This window comes from Chryseobacterium sp. MEBOG06 (assembly GCF_021869765.1).
Lineage (GTDB): Bacteria > Bacteroidota > Bacteroidia > Flavobacteriales > Weeksellaceae > Chryseobacterium.
In genome coordinates, this window is the sequence record NZ_CP084580.1 from 390,465 (window position 1) to 413,886 (window position 23,422).

General features: G+C 34.2%; 25 protein-coding genes. 11 read left to right on the plus strand and 14 right to left on the minus strand.

The genetic code is table 11. From position 1 onward, the window contains the following. Window positions 1–65: 65 nt before the first annotated feature. On the minus strand, window positions 66–542 hold the full coding sequence (locus LF887_RS01710) for a Dps family protein (protein WP_236857109.1): 477 nt from the start codon (window positions 540–542) through the stop codon (window positions 66–68). A 199-nt stretch (window positions 543–741) separates the two neighbouring features. On the opposite strand from LF887_RS01710, the gene LF887_RS01715 reads away from it, so the two are divergent. The 11 genes from LF887_RS01715 to LF887_RS01760 all read left to right on the plus strand — a co-directional run bounded on the left by LF887_RS01715 (window position 742) and on the right by LF887_RS01760 (window position 11,987). Further along, the gene (locus LF887_RS01715) at window positions 742–2,331 is read left to right on the plus strand and encodes a hypothetical protein (RefSeq protein WP_236857110.1); all 1,590 of its coding nucleotides are present in this window, start codon (window positions 742–744) and stop codon (window positions 2,329–2,331) included. Window positions 2,332–2,724: 393 nt separating this feature from the next. Continuing rightward, window positions 2,725–3,138: a 30S ribosomal protein S12 gene (gene rpsL, locus LF887_RS01720; RefSeq protein ID WP_002983146.1), complete on the plus strand. Its 414-nt coding sequence runs from the start codon at window positions 2,725–2,727 to the stop codon at window positions 3,136–3,138. Between the two features lie 23 nt (window positions 3,139–3,161). After that, a complete protein-coding gene (gene rpsG / locus LF887_RS01725) occupies window positions 3,162–3,638 on the plus strand; it encodes a 30S ribosomal protein S7 (RefSeq protein ID WP_034684795.1) in 477 nt (158 codons plus the stop codon). A 6-nt stretch (window positions 3,639–3,644) separates the two neighbouring features. After that, window positions 3,645–5,762, plus strand: coding sequence for an elongation factor G (gene fusA / locus LF887_RS01730; RefSeq protein ID WP_236857111.1), 2,118 nt, complete (start codon window positions 3,645–3,647; stop codon window positions 5,760–5,762). A 16-nt stretch (window positions 5,763–5,778) separates the two neighbouring features. Then, window positions 5,779–6,084 (plus strand): 30S ribosomal protein S10, encoded by a 306-nt coding sequence (rpsJ, locus tag LF887_RS01735; RefSeq protein ID WP_002661363.1) that lies wholly within the window; start codon window positions 5,779–5,781, stop codon window positions 6,082–6,084. Window positions 6,085–6,242: 158 nt separating this feature from the next. Continuing rightward, a complete protein-coding gene (locus LF887_RS01740; protein WP_236857112.1) occupies window positions 6,243–7,070 on the plus strand; it encodes a GLPGLI family protein in 828 nt (275 codons plus the stop codon). A 239-nt stretch (window positions 7,071–7,309) separates the two neighbouring features. Further along, window positions 7,310–7,843 carry a Plug domain-containing protein gene (locus tag LF887_RS24305; protein WP_317207784.1) on the plus strand — a complete coding sequence of 178 codons (534 nt, stop codon included), beginning with the start codon at window positions 7,310–7,312 and terminating at the stop codon, window positions 7,841–7,843. After that, a complete protein-coding gene (locus LF887_RS01745; protein ID WP_317207785.1) occupies window positions 7,801–9,480 on the plus strand; it encodes a TonB-dependent siderophore receptor in 1,680 nt (559 codons plus the stop codon). The genes LF887_RS24305 and LF887_RS01745 overlap by 43 nt, the downstream gene beginning before the upstream one ends. Before the next feature lie 18 nt (window positions 9,481–9,498). Beyond that, entirely contained in the window at window positions 9,499–10,116 is a 618-nt protein-coding gene (locus LF887_RS01750; protein ID WP_236857113.1) for a hypothetical protein, read from the plus strand. A gap of 80 nt (window positions 10,117–10,196) precedes the next feature. Further along, on the plus strand, window positions 10,197–11,387 hold the full coding sequence (locus tag LF887_RS01755) for a PepSY-associated TM helix domain-containing protein (RefSeq protein ID WP_236857114.1): 1,191 nt from the start codon (window positions 10,197–10,199) through the stop codon (window positions 11,385–11,387). Between the two features lie 105 nt (window positions 11,388–11,492). Then, window positions 11,493–11,987 (plus strand): low affinity iron permease family protein, encoded by a 495-nt coding sequence (locus LF887_RS01760; RefSeq protein ID WP_236857115.1) that lies wholly within the window; start codon window positions 11,493–11,495, stop codon window positions 11,985–11,987. Window positions 11,988–12,002: 15 nt separating this feature from the next. On the opposite strand, the gene LF887_RS01765 is transcribed toward LF887_RS01760, so the two are convergent. The 13 genes from LF887_RS01765 to LF887_RS01825 form a co-directional block, all read right to left on the minus strand. After that, window positions 12,003–12,395: a hypothetical protein gene (locus tag LF887_RS01765; protein ID WP_236857116.1), complete on the minus strand. Its 393-nt coding sequence runs from the start codon at window positions 12,393–12,395 to the stop codon at window positions 12,003–12,005. Between the two features lie 259 nt (window positions 12,396–12,654). Continuing rightward, window positions 12,655–13,155 (minus strand): DUF6843 domain-containing protein, encoded by a 501-nt coding sequence (locus LF887_RS01770; RefSeq protein WP_236857117.1) that lies wholly within the window; start codon window positions 13,153–13,155, stop codon window positions 12,655–12,657. A gap of 18 nt (window positions 13,156–13,173) precedes the next feature. After that, window positions 13,174–14,163: a hypothetical protein gene (locus tag LF887_RS01775; protein WP_236857118.1), complete on the minus strand. Its 990-nt coding sequence runs from the start codon at window positions 14,161–14,163 to the stop codon at window positions 13,174–13,176. Between the two features lie 188 nt (window positions 14,164–14,351). Continuing rightward, complete coding sequence (locus tag LF887_RS01780) at window positions 14,352–14,699, minus strand: hypothetical protein (RefSeq protein WP_236857119.1); 348 nt, start codon at window positions 14,697–14,699, stop codon at window positions 14,352–14,354. A gap of 64 nt (window positions 14,700–14,763) precedes the next feature. Beyond that, a complete protein-coding gene (locus LF887_RS01785) occupies window positions 14,764–14,973 on the minus strand; it encodes a hypothetical protein (protein ID WP_236857120.1) in 210 nt (69 codons plus the stop codon). A 2-nt stretch (window positions 14,974–14,975) separates the two neighbouring features. Next, complete coding sequence (locus LF887_RS01790) at window positions 14,976–15,932, minus strand: hypothetical protein (protein WP_236857121.1); 957 nt, start codon at window positions 15,930–15,932, stop codon at window positions 14,976–14,978. A gap of 242 nt (window positions 15,933–16,174) precedes the next feature. Then, the gene (locus LF887_RS01795; RefSeq protein WP_236857122.1) at window positions 16,175–16,597 is read right to left on the minus strand and encodes a hypothetical protein; all 423 of its coding nucleotides are present in this window, start codon (window positions 16,595–16,597) and stop codon (window positions 16,175–16,177) included. A 165-nt stretch (window positions 16,598–16,762) separates the two neighbouring features. Next, window positions 16,763–17,188 carry a hypothetical protein gene (locus LF887_RS01800; RefSeq protein ID WP_236857123.1) on the minus strand — a complete coding sequence of 142 codons (426 nt, stop codon included), beginning with the start codon at window positions 17,186–17,188 and terminating at the stop codon, window positions 16,763–16,765. 164 nt (window positions 17,189–17,352) lie between these two features. Beyond that, window positions 17,353–17,778, minus strand: coding sequence for a hypothetical protein (locus LF887_RS01805; RefSeq protein WP_236857124.1), 426 nt, complete (start codon window positions 17,776–17,778; stop codon window positions 17,353–17,355). A gap of 24 nt (window positions 17,779–17,802) precedes the next feature. Next, window positions 17,803–18,750: a hypothetical protein gene (locus tag LF887_RS01810; RefSeq protein WP_236857125.1), complete on the minus strand. Its 948-nt coding sequence runs from the start codon at window positions 18,748–18,750 to the stop codon at window positions 17,803–17,805. A 110-nt stretch (window positions 18,751–18,860) separates the two neighbouring features. Further along, window positions 18,861–21,581 (minus strand): hypothetical protein, encoded by a 2,721-nt coding sequence (locus LF887_RS01815; protein WP_236857126.1) that lies wholly within the window; start codon window positions 21,579–21,581, stop codon window positions 18,861–18,863. A gap of 118 nt (window positions 21,582–21,699) precedes the next feature. Then, on the minus strand, window positions 21,700–22,671 hold the full coding sequence (locus LF887_RS01820; protein ID WP_236857127.1) for a hypothetical protein: 972 nt from the start codon (window positions 22,669–22,671) through the stop codon (window positions 21,700–21,702). 280 nt (window positions 22,672–22,951) lie between these two features. After that, on the minus strand, window positions 22,952–23,374 hold the full coding sequence (locus tag LF887_RS01825) for a hypothetical protein (RefSeq protein WP_236857128.1): 423 nt from the start codon (window positions 23,372–23,374) through the stop codon (window positions 22,952–22,954). Window positions 23,375–23,422: the final 48 nt, after the last annotated feature.

Consider the following 23,422-nt stretch of genomic DNA (forward strand, 5'->3'; position numbering starts at 1 on the left):
ATAAAAAATAAAAATCGTCTAAATGTAAGACGATTTTTTTGAAATATTTCAATGCTCTTGTGGAGTTATTTTCCCAGATAGGAATTGTACATCCAAACTTCCTTCTCTTGCTCGGTAATATAGTCGCTCATTTGTGAGTTGGTACCCTCATCTCCTGCTTCATCTGTAATATCTAAAAGTTCTCTTTGAAGATCAAGAACCACTTTGAATGAATTCAGGATCTGTTCAACACTTTTAGTGCCGTCAGTAACTTCTTTACTTTCCTTAATGGTTGCTACTTTCAAATAATCAGAGTAGTTATGGGCAGGAGTAGCTCCCAGAGTAAGGATTCTTTCTGCAATTTCATCAATCTTTAGAACCAGGCTGTTGTATAATTCTTCAAACTTCGGATGAAGCGTGAAAAACTGATCACCTTTAATGTTCCAGTGGGAACCTCTGGTATTCTGATAAAACACAGAATAATTGGCTAAAAGTACATTTAATTTGTCTGAAATCTTTTTACAGTCGGCCTCTTTTAAACCGATAATGCTAGCGTTTTTCATATGTATATATTTATTTTTTTAGGGTCATTAATACGTACCGTTTTGCAGGATTGTCTGCTGAAATTTAAAACGTCCACTTCATAAACCGTATTTGTATATCCGAAAGTTACGAAATATTGTGCCGAACTGCTTTCAATGTTGATAGATGATAACTATGGAAAAATTTTTTAAAATAGTTTGGAAGTCTTAATATTGCAAAATGATGAAAAGTTTTTTGATTACAGCTGCTGTATTTTTCGGGATATGTTTTCTATATATTCTGTTTATGCTGTCCAGTACCGGTAATTATTTTACCTATATATTAGATGATGCATACATCCATATGGCTATTGCCAGGAACTTTGCATTTCATGGAGTATGGGGAGTTACAAAGTATATTTTTTCATCGTCTTCATCATCTCCGGTTTTTACCTGTATTATAAGCCTTTTATTTTTTGTTTTTGGAAACCATACTTTAATACCGTTAATTTTCAATATTGTAGTTTCCTGCTTGCTTATTGCTGTTCTCGTTAAATATTTTTCTTTTTTTTTACTACATAGTAAACAGGTTATTGTGGCATGTCTCTTTACTCTTTTTCTATCGGTGTTGCATGTGCAGATTGTATCAGGAATGGAACATGTCTTACAGGTATTTGTGATTGCTGTCAATATTTATTGTTTTCAAAAATGGATTGGAAATGGTTTTAAAACAAGTCTCTACACCTATATTTTTTATTGTACTATTCTGCTGCTGGGGTTAGTGAGATTTGAAAGTATGTTCTATTTCGTATCACTTGCCTTTGTTTTTTTTCTGATCAGAAACTTTAAAAATGCTATGCTGGTACTTGTTATCGGTTTTGCTCCGATTCTTGTTTTTGGATACTTTAATGTTCATAGCAGCGGTTATTTTTTTCCTAATTCAGTAGTTGTAAAAGGAACTTTGATCGATTTCTCAGGAAATGTTTTAGCGCAGATTGCTGATATCGTTTTAAAAAAACTGATCCTTAATATAACCTTCTACAAGATTGGATTTTTTCCATTACTGATAGGAATGATATTGATTTATAGGGATTATAAAAGTAAAATAGATTTTAGATCCATAGTATCTGCTAATTTTCTTTTCATTGCTTTTAGTTTTACATTGATCATGCACTGTCTGTTCGGTGAAATGAAAAGTATTTTTAGGTATGAAGCTTATCTACTGGTCGCTTTTTGCATGACTCTCATTCCTAAGTTGTTGGTTTTCTTTGAAAAACCTTGGTCAGCTTTTAAAGCAGAAGCGGGAATAGGAGTTTTTATTATGGCTAATACTATAATATTGGTTTATAAGTTTGGATATGCTCATAATCTTATTACTAATGGAAGTGCTAATATCTATGAACAGCAAATCCAGTCAGCGAGGTTTTTACATAAATACTATAATACATCCAAGGTTGTTGCTAATGATATTGGAGCAATTACTTACTTTTCCGATATTCATTTGTTGGATATTGTAGGGTTGGGATCTATGGAAATGGTAGACTTTAAAATCAGGAAAAAAGTTTTCGATGATGAGGTTGAAAAATTTCTTTCTGAGTATACCCGCGATAATAAATATGAACTTGCAGTCGCATACGAAGAATGGCTGGAGGGGCATGCTCCAAAAAGCTGGAAAAAAATTGCGGCTTTAGAGATAAGCGGAGATAATGGCGTGCTGGGATTTAAGCGCGTAGTTATTTATTCTATAAACCCGGAAACCCGGGATGTATTGATTGATAATGTCAAAAAATTTGATTGGAATAAAAAGGTAAAAGTGACCATCATTAGATAGACACTGCTAATGTGCTTTTCTTCCATCTTGAAATGCATATTATTTTTTGTTGGATAATTATTAAAAAATACATAATGATTTGTTAATAGAAGTTGATTCCCTGTTTTTATAGTTTTGAATTCGGAATCAGAAATTATTGGACTATGAAAAAACTTTTTGCATGTCGTTTTATCAATGCTGGTTTTTTCATTAGCTGATAATGATTATGATAAGAATGCTTTTAAATATTTTTTTTTAAACAAGCCTCTATAGTGGAAATAATCCAAAATCACAACCTTTTTTTGATGGTAATGAAAACAAATGAAAATGTCTTCAAAAGAAATAAAATTTCATAACTGCTTGTCAATTAAAAAAATATTATTATTTTTGCACCCTAAAATAAAAAGCAATTAAATGCCTACTATTCAACAATTAGTAAGAAAAGGAAGAGCCACGCTTGCCAAGAAGAGCAAATCGGCTGCCCTTGATTCTTGTCCACAAAGACGTGGTGTATGTACGAGAGTATATACTACTACACCGAAGAAACCTAACTCTGCACTTAGAAAAGTTGCAAGGGTAAGACTTTCTAACGGTAAAGAAGTTAACGCCTACATCCCGGGCGAAGGACATAATCTTCAAGAGCACTCGATAGTATTGGTAAGAGGCGGAAGGGTGAAAGACCTACCGGGAGTACGTTACCACATCGTAAGAGGTGCTTTAGACACTGCAGGTGTAAACGGAAGAACACAGAGAAGATCTAAGTATGGAGCTAAGAGACCTAAGCCAGGTCAGGCAGCTGCAGCACCAGCAAAAGGAAAGAAAAAATAATCATTAAATAAGGTACAGAAGCAATGAGAAAGACAAAAGCGAAAAAAAGACCGTTGTTACCAGATCCGAAGTTTAATGATCAATTGGTAACTAGATTCGTAAACAACTTAATGCTAGACGGTAAAAAGTCTATCGCATTCAAAATTTTCTATGATGCATTAGAGATCGTAGAAAACAAAAAAGGAGAAACTGAGAAAACAGCCCTTGAAATCTGGAAAGATGCACTTACTAACGTAATGCCTCACGTAGAAGTACGTTCTAGAAGAGTAGGTGGAGCTAACTTCCAGATTCCTATGCCAATCAGAGCTGATAGAAAAATTTCTATGGCAATGAAATGGTTAATCAAATATTCTAAAGCTAGAAATGATAAGTCTATGGCTTTGAAATTAGCTAATGAAGTTGTAGCTGCTTCAAGAGAAGAAGGTGCTGCTTACAAGAAAAAGAGTGATACTCACAAAATGGCGGAAGCTAACAAAGCGTTTTCACACTTTAAATTCTAATCTGAAATGGGAAGAGATCTTAAATTTACAAGAAATATTGGTATTGCCGCTCACATTGATGCTGGTAAGACTACTACTACAGAAAGGATTTTATTCTATACAGGTGTTAACCACAAAATTGGTGAAGTTCACGATGGTGCTTCTACAATGGACTGGATGGAGCAGGAAGCAGAAAGAGGTATTACCATTACTTCTGCAGCCACTACTTGTTCTTGGAATTTCCCAACTGATCAAGGAAAACCTCTTGCTGATACTAAGCCTTACCACTTCAACATCATTGATACACCGGGACACGTTGACTTCACTGTAGAAGTAAACAGATCTTTAAGAGTATTGGATGGATTGGTATTCTTATTCTCTGCAGTAGATGGAGTAGAGCCTCAGTCTGAAACAAACTGGAGACTTGCTGACAACTACAAAGTTGCAAGAATGGGATTCGTAAACAAAATGGACAGACAAGGTGCTGACTTCCTTAACGTTGTAAAACAAGTTAAAGAAATGTTAGGATCTAATGCAGTTCCAATCGTTTTACCAATCGGTGCTGAAGAAGATTTCAAAGGTGTAGTTGACTTAATTAAAAACAGAGCTATCATCTGGGATGAAGCAGGACAAGGAGCTACTTTCGAAGTAGTGCCAATTCCTGAAGATATGAAAGATGAAGTTCTTGAATATAGAGAGAAACTAGTAGAAGCTGTTGCTGACTACGATGATACTTTGATGGAGAAATTCTTCGAAGATCCAGATTCTATCTCTGAAGAAGAAATCAACGAAGCTCTTAGAAAAGCTACTATTGATTTATCTATTATCCCAATGACTTGTGGTTCTTCATTCAAAAATAAAGGAGTACAGTTTATGTTGGATGCAGTATGTAAATACTTGCCTTCTCCATTGGATAAAGATGATATCAAAGGTACTGATCCAAGAACAGACGCTGAAATTACAAGAAAACCAGACGTAAACGAGCCATTCTCGGCTTTAGCATTTAAGATTGCTACTGACCCATTCGTGGGAAGATTAGCATTCTTCAGAGCATACTCTGGAAGATTAGATGCAGGTTCTTATATCTTGAACACTCGTTCAGGTGATAAAGAAAGAATCTCAAGAATTTACCAAATGCACGCTAACAAGCAAAACCCTGTAGAATATATTGAAGCAGGAGATATTGGTGCAGCGGTAGGTTTCAAATCTATCAAAACTGGTGATACTATGTGTGACGAGAAAAACCCAATCGTTCTTGAATCGATGGTTTTCCCTGATCCGGTAATTGGTATCGCTGTTGAGCCTAAAACTAAAGCTGACCAGGATAAAATGGGTAACGCTTTAGCTAAATTGGCTGAAGAAGATCCTACGTTTACAGTTAGAACTGATGAAGCTTCTGGACAAACGATTATCTCTGGTATGGGTGAGCTTCACTTAGATATCATTGTTGACCGTATGAGAAGAGAGTTCAAAGTTGAAGTAAACCAAGGACAACCTCAGGTAGAATACAAAGAAAATCTTACAAAAGTTGCTCAGCACAGAGAAGTTTACAAAAAACAATCTGGTGGTAAGGGTAAATTTGCTGACATTGTATTTGAACTAGGACCTGCTGACGAAGGTAAAATTGGTTTAGAATTCATCAATGAGATCAAAGGTGGTAACGTTCCTAGAGAATTTGTTCCTGCAATTGAAAAAGGCTTTAAAGCTGCAATGAAGAACGGTCCTTTGGCTGGTTTCGAAGTTGAAGGTATTAAAGTTGTTCTTAAAGACGGATCTTTCCACGCAGTGGATTCTGATGCTCTTTCTTTTGAAATGGCTGCTAAATTAGGATTTAAAGAAGCGGGACGTGCTGCTAAGCCAGTAATTATGGAGCCTATTATGAAACTGGAAGTTGTAACTCCGGAAGAATATATGGGTAACATCATTGGTGACCTTAACAAGAGAAGAGGTACGATCAGTGGTCAGGAAGAGAAAAACGGTGCTGTTGTAATCAAAGGTTCTGTTCCACTTTCTGAAATGTTTGGATATGTAACAACTCTAAGAACACTTTCATCAGGAAGAGCTACTTCTTCTATGGAATTAGAGAAGTACCAAGCTACTCCACAAAACGTTGCTGAAGAAATCATAGCTAAAGCAAAAGGTTAATTTTTAAATTAGAAAAATGTCACAAAGAATCAGAATAAAACTAAAATCTTACGATTATAACTTGGTAGACAAGTCTGCTGAGAAAATCGTAAAAACGGTAAAGGCTACTGGTGCTGTTGTAAACGGTCCAATTCCATTGCCAACGAATAAGAGAATCTTCACTGTGTTGAGATCTCCTCACGTTAACAAAAAAGCAAGAGAGCAGTTCCAACTTTCAGCTCACAAGAGACTAATGGATATCTACTCTTCTTCTTCTAAAACTGTTGATGCTCTAATGAAGTTAGAGTTACCAAGCGGTGTTGACGTTGAAATTAAAGTGTGATAACTTGCATACTTTGCAATGATTATAGAATCCGTCCCTTCCAAGGGACGGATTTTTTTATATAGCTTCATGATGTGTATTATACATATTAATGCCAAAATAACACTATTGTGTATTGCAAGGTTCTATTATTTATGTATATTTGTTGAAAAATTACTATGAAAAAATTCATCTTTTTATTATTAACTGTATTTGGATTGGGTATTCAGGGGCAGACCTATCGGTTTATCTATGAACTGCAATATAAAAGTGACTCTACCAATGATCACCTGGATAAAATAAACCTTGTTTTGGATGTGAATCCTAAAGAGGTAAAATTCTATGAGTATGACTACCTTAAAGCAGACTCTATCAACCGTGTCAATGGAAACTATGAATATGTGTATGGTGGTAGATTTGAGTCAGTAAAACGAGCAAGAAATTCATTCAAAAACCAGATTTATGAATTGATAGGGGAAGATATGTACAGCTATCCTGCAGAAGATAAAATGATCTGGAAACTTAGTAACGAAACGAAAAACTTTGGAGGATATTCTCTGCAAAAGGCAACTACTCATTTTGGCGGCAGAGACTGGACGGCCTGGTTTACCAAAGATATCAACATTTCTGAAGGACCCTATAAATTCTGCGGTTTGCCCGGAATGATATTCCAGCTGGAAGACTCTAAATCAAACTTTATCTTTACTTTGATTAAAAGTAAGAATCTTAAGGAGACCTATGACACCGTAGGATTTATTGAGACCTTTTTTGGAAGAAAACCTTTAGAAATTTCTGAAAAAGTAAGAACGAAGAAAAGATTGGAAATGTATAATGATCCATTGATAGAAATGAGAAAAAGTTTTAAAGAAAACTCAGGAGGACAGATGATTGTCATGGGAACAAAAATAACAAATATCGAACAGTTTAAAGACCTTACTCAAAGAATTCAGGAGTATTTTAAAAAGAATAACAATCCGATAGATCTTGACAAAGCGGTCAGATACTAAAACTTATCTTAAGAAGAGCAGCTAAATTTAGGCTGCTCTTCTTAATTTATGGTCTTTAATCTATAATTTATATATGGTAAGTTAATCATAATGATAAAGTTATAATCTATAGATATTGCCAACATAGTGCCGGATGTGTTTATAATCTGATATTGATAGTTCTATCTTGGGTGACATATGTCACCTTATTTCGTTTATTTAGAATTAATAAAAACAATAATTTTGCAAAAAATTATCAGATGAACAAAGTAGTATCCTTTTCTCTGCTGTTATTAGGTGGGGTTCTTGCAAACGCACAGAAAACAAACGATTCAATTAAGCATAAAAAAATTGAAGAAGTAGAATTATTCGGTGAAAGAAAGAAACAACCGGAAGGCCTTGAAGCAATTACAAGACTACCTTTGAAACCCAGAGATCAGATCCAGAGTATTTCAGTAATTTCTTACAAAGTAATCGAGGATTTGGGTGGATTAACGATCACTGATGTTGCTAAAAATGTTCCCGGAGTTACTCAGTTTGGAAGTTATGGAGGGATCAGAGAAAGTATGTCTATCAGAGGATACAGAGGAGTTCCTGTTTTGAAGAATGGAGTACAGATGGACTCGGATTTCCGTACAGGAGCCATGCTTACTGATATGCAGGGAGTAGAAAGTATTCAGGTAATTAAAGGTTCCGCTGCGGTCACTCAGGGAATTGGAGATGGACTAGGTTCCGCTGGGGAGTTATTAATGTGGTCACTAAGGTCCCTAAATTTATTGACCAGACTAATGTAGGCTTCAGATATGGGAGTTGGGATTTTTACAGACCAACGGTTGATTTCCAAAGAGTGCTTGATACACAGGGTAAAATTGCTGTTAGATTAAATGCGGCTTATCAAAATAATAATAGTTTCAGAAGATTTGTCAATACAGACCGTATTTATGTAAATCCATCCATCGCAATTCGTCCGGATGATAAAACTGAAATTGTTGTGGAGATGGATTATATGCATAACAATACCACTCCGGATAGAGGAACTGTAAACCTTGCAAAAGGAGATACTGAAGCTATTTATAAAATGCCAGGAAGAAAATTTCTTGGTTTTTCAACAGACAATGCGAAAATTGAAACATTCAACTTCTCAACAACAGTTACAAGAAAACTTACCGAAAAATTAAAGTTAAGAACGGCCTTTATGAGTTCGTCTTACCAATCAGAAATTGTTGGGGCAGCTTTGGCCCCTCTGAATAAAAATAACCCAAACGAATTCCGTAAAAGAACCTTAACCAGATCTGATAGAGAAGATTTAAATAAAGTATTTCAGTTTGACTTTATGGGGGCCGATGTGAAAACCGGTTTTATGAAACATACATTTCAGGTAGGATTTGACTGGAAGGAATCTGATGTTACCACTACTTCATATGCTGCAAGTAAAGGAAGTGATGTGATCAATGTTCTGAATGAAGTTAGTAATGCTCTTCCTGAAGGAATGAATATTGACTTATCAACAGCAAAATCTGTCAATACCGTTGCCCCTACTATGGGATTAATGGCGCAGGATGTCATCACGTTTAACAAATATATAAAAGCACATTTAGGATTACGTTACAGTAGACTGATTGGGTCAGATAAAGAAAAAGATTTTGCATGGAATCCTTCATTAGGAATTATGATTTCTCCTATCGAAAACATGAATATCTTTGGTTCTTATACCAGTACTACTGCTTTAAGAAGTTCTAATAATCCGTTGTCAGGAGGCGGAACAGTAGGTGCATCTACCACTAAACAATGGGAGGCAGGGATCAAATCTGACTGGCTTAATGAGAGATTGAGATTTAATGTTACTTTCTTTAATATTAATACCGATAATCTGTCCTATGAGGTTATAGGAAATAATGGTCAGGGATTGGGAGTATATGCTTTGGCAGGTGAGCTTAAAAGAAAAGGAATGGAAGTCGAGTTAATTGGTAAAATCCTTCCAAACCTTCAGGTAATGACCGGATGGGCTTATGTAGATGCACAGTATAAAGACAGTCCTTCATTTGTAAGTGGATCAGCACCCATCAATACTCCAAAACATTCTGCAAATGCATGGTTGAATTATAAATTTAATACAGGAGCTTTAACAGGGTTTGATATCGGAGCAGGTATTTATTATGTAGGAAACAGACCAGTTGATGATTACAAGCTTGATGTTATAATTGATAATGGACACGTAAACGGTACGCAGCCTGGTGAGAAACCTTTCAATATGCCGGATTACACTACTGTGGAAGCTCAGGTAGGATATACATTCAAAAATGGAGTGGGATTAAGAGGATTCTTCAATAACATCTTCAATGCTGTTGGGTATAATTCTTACTTCAGAGGAGGTTATATCGATCAGATCCAGCCAAGAAACTTTGCCGTTCAGTTAAATTATAAATTCTAACCAACAAAATCATTCATTATGAAAAGTATAAAAGGATTATTCTTAGTATTTGCGATAGGAGCCATTTTTGCTTCATGTTCCGGAGACAAAAAGAAAGGAGTAGATTACAGCCAGTTCAAAACAGAGGTACAGCTTACTCCTGATCAGACAAAAAGCTTTGATGAGATTACCAAAAAATACCAGGATCTTCAGGACCAGAACTTTCAGGCAGCAAAAGCGCAGGGTGGTAATATGGACCGTGTGGCACTGGGGATCAAAAATGAAGAACTGAGAGCACAGCAGTCTATCGAAATGGCGAAAGTACTTGATGCACCACAAATGGAACAGTTCAACAAATTTGTTGATGAAAATTCCAGAAAAAGACCGAGATATGACAATGCATTACTGGAGAGAATAAAAGCAGAAGCTCAGCTTTCAGAAGATGAATTCAAAGTAGTAAACGCTGCCAATGACGCTTTTGAAAAAGCATTTAATGATGCTCACGATGTATACCACGGAAATAATGATTTAGCTAAAGAATACTGGGAGAAATTTGATGCCCAGAGAAAAGCAGCTATCCAAAAAGCATTGACTCCAGAGCATTATAAAAAGTTCGAAGAAATCGTGAAAAATGTTCAGTTCAAAGGGCGAAAATAACTTTAAACATTCATATTAATTTTAATTTAAAGAACATTAAGATCGTAAAAAGGTCTTAATGTTTTTGCTATATACCCCACATGAAAAAATTGTTTAAAAGCCTTTACAGAAAAAGAAGAAAAAATGAAACCATCCTGAAATATATGATGTGGATCATTCATCTTTGGCTGGGACTTTTATCAAGTATAGTCGTGTTTGTAATGTGCCTTACCGGATGTCTTTATGCGTTTAAAAATCAAATTACCGATTTTACCAACAGAGATAAGGCGTACATTGCTTCATCATCAGCTAAAGTAAAAAGCCCTGATCTGATTCAGGCTGAATTATTAAAGCAGAACAGAGAGCTTACTTCTTTACTCATCCCTGTAGATAAAGCAAGAAGCTATGTATTGGGCTACCGGGAAAATCAGTTGGATAAAAGTACTTATTATAACCAATACACGGGAGAAATTCTCGGACAGCCTGAGGTTGGATCAGGCAGGTTTTTTGAAATGGTACTTGATCTTCACAGAAATCTTATGATGGGAAATGCAGGTCGCCAGGTTGTAGGAGCATCCGTACTGATGTTCTGTATACTGATGGTTTCAGGCTTTATTCTCTGGCTTCCTAAAAAACTGAAGTTTTTGAAACAGGGATTAACCGTAATGTGGAAGGCAAAATTTCAACGGATAAATCATGATCTTCATAATACCCTTGGTTTTTATACCTTTCTGATACTCTTCTTTATTGCTGCTACCGGTTTGTATGTGACCTATCCGTGGGTAAAGAACATTCTTATTGTCAGTTTGGGGGGATCTTCAATAGATCATATTTCAAAAGAAAATGAAATTGGCGATGATGCTTTCGGAGGGTTGATGGAAGATATGCTTCAGAAGCAGGACGAAAAGAAAAATCTTAAGAACTCAGCCTCAGCCTCCATTGATGAGATTTTGCAACTTGCAGATTATCATTTACCGTATTCTGCAGTTACCAGTATTCAATTGCCTAATAAAGACAATCCAAGATACGTTGTTATTAAAACTAACACCCAGAATCTTTTGGGAATGATGATTCCGGATGAAGTTACTTTTGATAAAACCGGAGTTTTTAAAACCAAAGAATTATTTACTGATAAAGCGCTCAATAAACAGTTTTCTGCTTTGGCCAAACCGTTGCACACCGGAGAAATTATGGGGCTTCCAAGTATTATTCTCTACTTTTTTGTATCTCTTATCGGTTGTTCTTTACCAGTTACCGGTTTTTTGATCTGGTTGCACCGGTTCAGAAAATAAAGTAAGACGAAAGAGACCCTGCTCTAAAGTATTTAGATCGCTCATATTCATATTCTGTTCCCGATTTATGATTTATTTTTATACATTTATTTAAAAATAAAATCTATGGATCATAAGGGTAATACTTTTTTTGAAAAATTTTCAAACTGGGCAGTGAAATTTACTGGGAGTGCATATGCTTTTGTAGGAGCTTTTCTTATCGTTGTGGTATGGGCCGTTTCAGGTCCTTTTTTTGACTATTCTGAAACCTGGCAATTAGTTATCAATACCGGAACGACAATCATTACCTTTTTGATGGTATTCCTTATTCAAAAAGCTCAGAATAAAGATTCAAAAGCGATTCAAATAAAATTGAATGAATTGATTGCAGCCAACGAAAAAGCCAGTAACCGAATTGTAGATATTGAAGATTTGACGGAAAAAGAACTCGATCAACTTCATTGTTATTATGAGAAGCTTTCGGATTTTGCAGAAGATGATGGAGACATTCATACATCCCACTCAATTGATGCAGCAAAACGAAATCAGGATTATAAGCACGAGTTTTTTAAAAAGAAACATGAGGAGTGGCTTCATAAAAATAATAACCCCTCGCAATAGCGGGGGGGGGTGCTACTACAATATTTTAACTATATAAGATCGTCTTAAATACTGACCTATTGAAAAAGCAAATATTGCAACCAAAAATATCCATTGATTATAATTTATCAGCCAATAAACAAATGGCAAACTAATAAGCAACCACTCAAAAATTAATTTATAATTTGTGTATTGTGACTTTTTGTCAAAACTAAAGAATAGAACATCTAATAAAGCAATTAGCATCGAAAACCCTAACCAAAAGGAAAGGTAGTAAACAATTAAACTTCCAAAAGTATTATAGAGCGCATCCTTTAAAGTTGCATTACCCGGAACTAGCTCAGAAATAAATAGCCATCCAAACATAAAGATATACACAGTTAAGATATTGACCCAGTTTGTGAATACAACTTTTAATACTTTTTTCATAATTATTTTTGTTTTTGAGTTGGTTGAGAGATGAATCGTTTATTCCAATCTTCTATACCATAAGTTGTCTTTTCATTCTCTAACTCCTGTAAAATTACCTTTCTAAAATATATTGCGACTTTCTCGTCGAAAAAAAGGATTTCAAGATATTCTCCATAGAAAATATTGCTTGACAAAGGAAAAAGTCTTCTTGTAATTTTACAAGGTAGTTTTCTCTATCTGTAAGCATAAGTGATAAGTTCGGATAAGTGTAAAAAATTTAAAACTCAGTTCCTGTGAGTTGTTTAATGGCTTTTAAAAAATCATTATTATATTGAATGGAGAAATATTTATCTAAAGACTTTTTATCAGTTACATAGAATTCCTGAAATTCTAAGTTTTGGTGATTATTACTATTCCCATATGTTCCAACAGTACCATCTCTGTATATCCCTATTTCTTTTATGTTTTTATGATTGTCAAAAAGTATATTAATAGGGGTTCTCTTACCTAAAGAATCAACAAAATAATATTCATGTTTTATAAAGCCATATTTAGGTTTAGCTTTTACTAAAAGTATCCCGTTTTCAGGGACTTTATATACTTTTTTATTGCCTTCATAAATAATTTCCTGTCCTTTTAATTGATTAAAAATTATATTAACTTTTCCTCTATAGGCATGAGGTATTAAGTATATTTCAGGTTCAGGTTTTTGCTCTGTACATGAATTTATTATTAACATACATACAATTAATAATAATAGGGATTTTATATTTTTCATAAAAAAATTAAATTGTTATTACCAACGTCTACCTGCTCCTCTTCCGCCAAATGACCCTCCTTTTTCTGATTTATCCTTATCATCAGCATCTAGTGGAGTGCTTTGCATCATTGTATTCCATTCTTGTATACTAAATATAGTTTTACCCATTTTTATACCAGTGAATACTCCATTTTTATCAATATTGACACTAAAATTAGCAGTCATCATAGATCTGTCATTATCTTCTCCAGGTAAACTTGTATAAGGGTTACCATCATATGGACTTACGCCAATAAACAAGGCATTTCCTTTAGTGTCTTGGATAAATGTTTCAGCCGCTGGAAATCGATCTCCGAATTGTTGTGCCATAATATCCAAAGTCCCAGTTTTAGTATTCTCCGTTAATGAAAATTTAGTTTTAACATTTATATTGGGGGAGAGCGGTATCAGTGGATTATGTCCTGCCATTGTTGAAGTCCATGATATTGTGTTACTACCATCTTTATTAACCTTATAGATAAAATCAGAAACGCTTCCTTTATCGTCTGAAGCTGTTTTTGTTCCAAATATAGGATGATGTGATGGATCTGATTTTGTCACTAGATTTGTATATTTATGAGTGGATGGATCCATAATATAACTTTGACTTAATCTAGAAGTAGCGCTTAATGAAGTCGTATATCCTCTGTTTTCTCCATCTCCGTCAAAGCCCATTCCAAAAGTTTTAAATGGAGCAAATGCTCTTATGTAAATAGGATATGGCCAGCTATCATCTGTAATAGCCTGTGAGGTATACCTTCCTGATTTCTGATCGAGATAAGTACGCGTCTGATCAATGTTCAAAGTCATCATAAAACTTTTTTCAATCTCTCTGGTCTCAGGATGATTGATATTGCCGGTTCTTGCCAGGCTTTCCTGAAGTTTTTTATACAAAAGTTCTGTACCTACGTTGGAATGAGGGGCTGTTGGCCGTTGCATTTGCTTGTGGGGGGTATTGCTTTTTTCCACAGGGCTTATTGATTTCATGTTTTATTAGTTTTTCAGGTTCAAAATTCGCCTTTTTTCGTGAGAATTCCTTGTTTTTGAAGGGATGATTCCTGTAGATGCAGCAAAGAGTTTTTCAAAAAGCTACCCACGCTTTAGGGCAGCTTTTTATTTTGTTTGTGCAATAAAAAATACGCTCAAATGAACTAAGAGCTTTCGAACTTTTTAGATCAGTCTTTCTTAGTTGAAACCTTTTTATAACAATTCTCTCCAGAATGATAACCAAAGCAAAGGGTAATATTTTTATCTTTTTTCTCAAAAAAAGTAGTATAAGTCATATCGACATCATTAATGTCTTCTGGAAAAGTAACTAAGTCTTTGTCTAAATTTAAATAAAAATCATCAAATTCTATTGTGTTACCTTCTAATTTGTATTTAGAATTGTAATTCAATAATCTCTTCTTGTTTTTATCATAAATCCTTCTATTATAAGTACCGTCTTTATTAATTGTCAGGGTATCAAATGAATTTCTGTACGATATAGGCGAATATTTTCCATATATATCTTCACTCCTCATATTTTGGCAAGAAAATAAAAGTAATAGTAAAACTAAAATCAAAGAAGTATTATGTTTGATTTTCCTAAAAAGAGGTTCTATCATTATAGCTGAAGGCCCAAATTAGGAGAATGACAGAAATAATTATAATACCCCATGAAAGGTTCCTTATTTCTTTTTTTTTCTCTCTACAAAAATCCTTAAATGATAATTTCTTATCATTGAAAAAAGCGTAAAGGATAATAGCTGATAGAATATCAACAGTATATCCGGCAAATACATCAAAAAATTCCATTTTTATTTTTTTTCACTAATTGTATAATCTTTGTCCCTAGTAAATATTTCTTTACTTTTCAATAAAGGTAACATCTTTTTATTATATTGTTCAAATAATTCTTCTGTTCTTCTATCAATTTGCCCTTGTAATGTTTTATTTTTATCATTAACTAATATTGGGCTTAGCAGGCCGCCTAATCCTCCAAATCTTCCAAAATTAACGACTTTATTTAAAACTTGTTTTGCTAAAAAACTAGAAATAAGATAACCATTTTTCTTTATTAATTTAGCCGCTTTTTGATCAAGTTCCATTTCTCCTGCCTTAATAAATTTATATGAATAATATTTATTTATTAAATTTTGCTTTGTCAACTCAATGAAATAGGGTGCCAAATCTATGTTTACATTATATTCAACTCCTTTTAGGTTAATAATTAATTCTTCTTGAGTAAATTGGCTATAAACAAAATCAGTTGCATGGCCTTTTAAAAAATAGTTTCTGTCAGATTCAACGGCAATTTTTTGAGAAGTAGTCAAATTAGGTGGAGTAATCATTATATTGCGTCCCAAATTCCTTATTACTGCTTCTTCTCTGGTCAACATTGGGATATTCCAAAATATAAATGCATCACGGGAACTTGCAAACCATCCAACTTCACCAGTTAAAAGATTCAAAAACCATCCTGATGCAGCATTTGGGTAAACATTTTCCTTATTTTTGGAATTATTAAGACCTTCTGAAACACTAGTGCCAGGTTGCATATCGTTATAATGGCGCATCTGATCAATACTTAATGTTCTTATATAGTCTTTTTCAATCTCTATTGTCTCAGGATGATTAATATTGCCGGTTCTTGACAGGCTTTCTTGAAGTTTTTTATATAGTAATTCTGAACCTAAGTTCGAATGATGAGTCGTTGGTCGTTGCACTTGCAGGTGAGGCTTATTGCTTTTTTCTACAGGGTTTAGTGATTTCATGTTAATAGTTTTAAGATTCAAAATTCGCCTTTTTTTTGGTGAATTCCTTGTTTTTGAAGGGGTGTTTCCTGTAATTGCAATAAGAAGTTTTTTCCAAAGTTTAGGACAGTCTTTTACTGTATTTGTAAATGTATTGATATTTTTGAAATATCAGAAACTTCCGAATTGAGTAATTATTTTATCTGTTCAATGGTAGAGACCTTGAACAGCAAAAAGGCGTCGCAAACTTTAGATGAAGATCATTATTCTATTTTTTTGAATATGTAATTATATACGTTAAATTCAATTTCTAAAACATCTTTACTATCTTCAGGTTTTTCCCAATAAGCAGTCGAAGCACCAATGTCAGGTTTTGAGAATACCATATCCGACTCATTGTGATCACTAAACAATAAAAAATTATAACATGTAATGGTTTTCTCGTCTGCTTCAATGGTTCCATTCGATTCATATAATACCTGTTTTTTATCTTTAGAATAAATTTTATTGCTAAATGTAAAGTCTGAATTAACTATAAGTATCGAAGCCTCTCCTGATGGAAATGTATATAAGTATTTACCGGGTAAGTATTTTTTTGCATCTTTTTCACTATAATAGTTACAGCTGAATAAACCGATAGAAAAGAGTATTATTAATACAAACTTTACAAGTTTATTATTTATCATCTTAAATTATTATGCTTTTAATTGAATAAATTAGACACTTGTCTTGAGATAGCAGCCTTATGTATCCTGGTCGTCAGATGATAAAGGACTTGTATTGTTCTTTATATGTTCAATGGTAGAGACTTTGAATAGCAAAAAGACGTCGTAAACTTTATATTAAGATCATTATTCTATTTTTTTGAATATGTAATTGTATGAGTTAATTTCAATTGTTGAAACATCTTTATCATCTTTGGGTTTTTCCCAATAACTATTCGTTAAAAGACCAACATCAGGTTTTGAGAATACCATTTCTGATTCATTGTGATCAAAAAACAACAAGAAATAATAAAATGTAATGTGTCTGCCCTCTACCTCCATTGTACCATTCGTTTTGTATAGTAGATATTTTTTATCTTTAGAATAAACTTTATTGTTAAATTTAAAGTCTTGATTAACTACGAGTATCGATGTTTCTCCTGATGGAAATTGATATAAATAGGTACCGGGTAAGTATTTTTTTGCATCTTTTTCACTATAAAAGTTACAGCTGAATAAACACAGAGAAAATAGTATTATTAATACAAACTTTACAAGCTTATTCTTTATCATATTAAATTATTATGTTTTTAATTGAATAAATTAGACACTTGTCTTGAGATAGCAGCCTTATGTATCTTAGTTGTCAGATTATAATGACCTGTATTGTTCTTTATCTGTTCAGTCGTAGAGACTTTGAACAGCAAAAAGGCGTCGCAAACTTTAGATGAAGATCATTATTCTATTTTTTTGAATATGAAATTATATGCGTTATATACAATTTCTAAAACATCTTTATCATTTTTTGGTTTTTCCCAATACCCGTTTGGTGAATCACCCACAAGAGGTTTTGAAAATATCATCTCCGATTCATTGTGATCAGTAAACAACAAAAAATTATTAAATGTAATGTGTCTCCCATCTACTTCAATGGTTCCATTCGTTTCATATAACACCTGTTTTTTATCTTTAGAATAAACTCTATTGTTAAATGTAAAGTCTGAATTAACTTTTAGTATTGAAGCCTCTCCTGATGGAAATGTATATAAGTATTTACCGGGTAAGTATTTTTTTGCGTCTTTTTCACTGTAATAGTTACAGCTGAATAAACCGATAGAAAATAGTAGTATTAATACAAACTTTACAAACGTATTATTTTTCATATTATTTATTAAGTTATTATGTTTTTATTTGAATAAATTAGACACTTGTCTTGAGATAGCAGCCTTATGTATTTTGGTTGTCAGATTATAATTGACCTGTATTGTTCTCATATATCCATTGGGACCATAATAGTTGTTGGGAATAGTAGCCTTGCCGGAATATTTACCTTTAACCGGAGGATTTCTAGTACCCGACGTTGCGCCCATATGATCTGTACAAGTTACTCTCACAGTATAAGTATCTACAAGATTCCCATGATCCACTTTTATAATCCTTGCCGTTGCATTGAAACTTCCATGAAATGTACTTGTTGGATTAGTAATAATGTTGCTTAAAGCATCAGCCATATAGGTTTTATCATCTAACCACTGATTCCCTGTATTAAATTTCTCAGGATTATTTCGGCTGACATCCCTGGTTCTGGTACCTTTATCTATATAACTGTCTACAAGCTTTTCTATCCCATAATATATTTCCTCAATATTTAAGAATTGGTTTCCCATTTTAGAATTTTCATCAAAATTTCTCACGGCTTTTCCTGTTCCAAATACCCATTGATAAAACAACGAATAGGGATCAACTTCCTTATCTGACTTTTCACGGGAAAGCCCTCCTCCGGAAGCTGCATTAACTGTTTCAGCAATCTCCTGATATTTTAGCCTATAAGCCTTCTGATCACTAGATTCTTTTCTACCACAGGTACCACATGTTCTTTTTTTAGGTGATCCGTCTGGAAGAAGTGCTTTCAATTTCATGTCATTATAAAGATGCAACTGATCAATACTTAAAGTCATCATATAGCTTTTTTCAATCTTTTTAGTCTCAGGATGATTGATATTGCCGGTTCTGTCTAAGCTTTCTTTGAGTTTTTTATACAGGGCTTCTGCACTGAGATTCGAAGAATGAGCAGTCTGCTTTGGCGCTTGCTGGTGGGGCTTGTTGCCCTTTTCTACAGCACTTGTTGATTTCATGGATTTAGTATTTTAAATTTTAAGGTTCAAAATTCAACCTTTTTTGCAAAAAACTCTTCCTTTTTGAGAAGAGTTTTCCGTAGTTGCGGTAAAAGGCCTGTTAGTGAATTTTATTTCATAAAATAACTAAAATATGAACAGCTTCCCATCAGATCCTTTGTAGTTTCCGTATCTGAATATTGTGCTTTCAGCTGTGCAAAGTAGGTTCTGTATTTTTGGTTCTTCAGATTATCCATCTCTTTCTGGCGGGCATCTTCTTTTTCAGACCATTTTGGATCAGAATAGTCAAAATCTTTAGGAGCTTTTGCTTCATACTGGTAATATTTACCCTGTTCAGCACTTGCCATCTGGAACAGTACTCTTGCTTTTTCTTCCTTATTGTTTAACAGCTTAAGGGCTTTCTGATAATAGCCAATGGCTAAATCAAAATTATCCGGCTCAATATAAGTCTTGTCAAGGAAGTTTTTATAATAATACTTGTAAGGGTTAGCCCTGTCTGTATTCGAGAAGTTATATTTTCCTCCGTTGCTGTTGTCTATGTCCATTACGAAAAGCTGTCGGTAATATCCTAAAATAGATGTATTATATAGCAGATTCCCAATGAGCTGGTTGGCCTTTGCAGCCTTTTCATCATTTCCGGTTCCGATTTTCTTAAGCTGGATAAGTACATTCGCCAGTTCAAGTTTGTCCATGCTGTTTTTAATAAAAGGAAAATCGGAGTAGTTTTCGGCCTTCATACTTTCATTTTCAGGGCTCCCAAAGCTTTCCCAAACATTATGGCCGAAAACAAGATTAGGGATGTTTTTAAAACCATTGTATTCAGCAGATTCATATTGTTTTTCTGTGGTTTTTCGACCTTCCGTCTCTGTCCAGTCATAGTTTACCCTCGGAATTCCCTTGAAGTTCTGAGCCTTTTCGTAATATGATTTTGCCTTTTCAAAGTCAGCAAGCCTCATCGCCCGGTCTCCATAAATAGTACTGAAAAAAGCATCTATATTTCCTACGCTGTCCATGTTTTTAGCAATGATCTGCTGCTCAAACTTGGTTTTGTTAGGTTTTCTATAGAACTCTTCAACGCTCTTTACCAGGTTGGAGTTCGGGTTGTATTGTAAGTCAGAAAGCTTATTATTCATTAAAAATGACTTTCCGTCTTCTCCCTGAAGGAAGTAGCGGTTGGCAATAACATCTTTAAGGAAATCGGCGGTTGAATGAGTGTCCCCGTAATAATCATCTGTACTTACAGTATCCTTCTTTACTTCTTTCTCTACAAAATATTCCGCATAATCTTTCATTAAATGATCCTCATAGGCAGCATCAATTTTGGGCTGGGAAACAATATCGTTAAGAACTTTCATTCTTTTGATTTCCTCCAGATATTCGGGATTGGTGGTTTTAATGTCGTTCAGGATTTCAGAACTTCCTTTATAGTCTTTCTTTAAAAACTTAAGATAAGCATCAGCAATCTGCCAGTATTCGTCTTTGGATTTTTCTTTTGTTTTCTCTGTGAATTTCTCAAGATCCTCGAGATAATCCTGAGTCTTCTCATCATACCAATAGTTTGTTCTGGAATAAAAAGGAATTCGGTCCGGGTTGCTGAAAAGCTCATCATCACTTAGGTCAGCTTTGCCTTCATTATCGGTTTTATCGGACTTGGAGCCTCCGAAAAGATTTTTAAAGAACCTTACAATTTTCTGCCAGAAAGAAAGCTTTTCTTCTTTTACTTCCGATGTAGGTTTGTCTGCGGAAGTATTTTTCGAAGAACTATTTTCCGTATTATCTTTTTTTGCGGCTGTTTTCTGAGCAGCGTCTTCGGTATAATAATAAGTAGGCAGGTAGTTTCTTTCAAGCTCATTGATACTTCTTACTGCCATTACTTTCAGGATCTCAGAATCAGGATTGATGTCGTACATCTTTTCCATAATAGGAATAGGATTGTTGTAATCCTCATAGCCCAAAAGAAAATAAGCCATGTTTTTTTCCTCATTTGTTCCCGCTCTTTTCATAATATTACTGAAAGAAGCCGTATCCGAAAGTTTCATAGAAACAAAAGCAGACTCCTTACGGTCTTTACTGTTCATAAATACCTGAAAGAAGTTCCAGTTGGCATCACTGTTCATCTCTAAACCTCTTTGTGCCCCTGCAAGCTGATCCAGTGCCATAAAGTAAACAGCACCTTTTAATTTGACAGGCTCTATATAAGTTTTGAATGCCTGTAATGCAGCGTCATAATTTCTTGTATAATGATTCAGACGAACCAGCTGATATCCGTAACGCTGCTTAATTTCAGGATTTCTTGCCGCATTATACAAAGATGCTAAAGCTGCAATTGTTTTGTTGTAATCAAGAGCCGTGGCATTCTTCCTATTGGCATCTCTGTCATAATAAAATGAATTTTCACTTTCTACATAATTGATACTCATATAAGGCTCCAGATATTTGGCCTCAATCAGGTAATCAATAGCTTCATGATATTTCTGATAAAAACCGGTTCCCAGTTTCTGTAAAATCGGATTGGCAGGTTTGCCGGCTTTTAGTGCATTCAGATCATTCATGCTCATTTTATAAACCAGATTCTGAGTATCTGCATAAGTGAGCTGATTGTTGAAGAATTTTTTCCACGTTTCAATATTATCATCAGGGATCAGGGATGCATTGTAATCCGTGTAAAATCTCGATGAGTAGTTATGTAGAAAAGGAAGGTAAGACTTATCTTTTATGATGCTTTGTGTAAATAAATTAAAGTATTCATAATCCGGATCTGACCACGCACAGGCGTCAGATTGTGTATAGAAAAGTGATACTACCGCAAGCGAAAGAATATACTTTTTCATAGGGTGTGGTGTTTTTTAGTTTTTTATATAATCGTTATACTATTAAAATATCAGGCGGCTTTTGTCAGAAGAAGAAACTATGATAAAATCTGAAAACTCCGCACAATCTTCACGAGATTTAAAATTTTCGATTTAAAACAAATTTACTATCTAATTGATAATAAATAATAGTAAAGTTCGGTATTTTTTTCTCAAGGAAATGAATAACATCCTCCAGCTGGTTCTGGGATATTTCCTCCACCTTTATTCGGAACCCTTTATTCAGATAACTTCCGAAGTAGAATCCGTCTTTCTGAATTTCAGCTTCATATTCTGATATTTTTTTAAAATTCGGGTTTTCAAGATCCTTTTTAGATAATGCATTAATGAGTTTGTGTTTTTCCAAATGGTTGGTAATGATCCCCCAGGAATAAATTGGCAGTGCAACTTCGATGTTCCGGATCGGGTAGTCCTCCAGTTTTGAAAGATAGCTTTTCAGAATATTGACATCAAGGATAGAGTTTTTATCAGATTTTTCCAAAGGTGAAGAAGTGGAGTAGCACATCAGATATACTTTTTCTACCGGAGGAATGCCTGTTTGTTTTTTATTCTTGACCTGATGGAGACGCAATGTACAGGTGATTTCCTTTCCGGAAACTTTTTTTAATTCTTTTAAAAATTTAAAATAATCATCCCTAGTTCCAGCTGTCCAGTCACAGTCAATCTGAATCTCATTACCAGTTTTTAGATGATATTCCTTGGCTTTCTTTTGAATTAAATGATCAATGCTTTTCGCCAGAAATTGAATTTCCTCAGCAGAAATATTTAGCATCGTTGGATTGGTGATAAAGACGGTAGGGACAATCTCTTTATCTGTTTGGAAGCTTTTATCTTTTGTGATGACGGCAACGGGCTGAAATTTTCCGCCTACTTTATCAACATCAAAGAATCTTGTGTATAAATATGGGGTAGAAGCTTGCTCCAATACTTTTGTCTCTTCCTTGTCCAATTTCAAATTGGTTTTCCAGTAATAGAATGTATAATTATGGTTTTCCTTCTTGCTGCATGAAGTAATAAAGAAGAGCAGGAATAAGAATTTTATTATTTTCATTGATATGAGATAGTTTTACAACCATACTTATTTCAGCCATCTTAGATTTGGGACTTTTTGATTTTTCCAAGCGGATCTGAAAGGGTAGATTTTTTTGATTGAATTTTATATAAAAGGTTTCCTTGTATTTTTAAAAATGAAATTTCTCCATTTTTTTCTGAATCCTTTTTTATTATTTTCTTTCAAAGTTAAAAATATCTACACAAATTTTAAACCGTAAAACCCAGGTGATTGGCTTTCGGTCGTAATGAAGGATGAAGCCGGGGCTTGCGGTATTTAATTATTCATATAATCCGCTTTCACAAGTACAGGTTTCTTTATCAATGCTTTCACTTGAAGAACAGCAGCCTTCAAGACTTTTAATATTTCCTTTTTCATCAGTAAGATAAATTTTATTCTTATCAAACTTGACTAGTAGAGTTTCATTAAATTTTTTAAAATGTACTTTCATTACTTTGTCAGGAGAATATTTACCGGCATTTATTTCTTCTGTGGTTTCCTTTCCGTTAGCCTGATTTACCTGCACATATCCGAAGTGGACATCACCGCTCTTTTTTACATCCAGATAATAATGAGGAGTTCCGGTACCACTATATCCTTCCAGAATATCAAAACTCCGATGTCCTACAAATGGAACTTTTACCTGTTGTGCTAAAGTAAAAATACTGAAACAGAAGATCATTAGAGCGAAAATTTTTTTCATAATCCTTTTTCTTCAAAATTAAATATATCTGCGAAACCTGTAAACCGT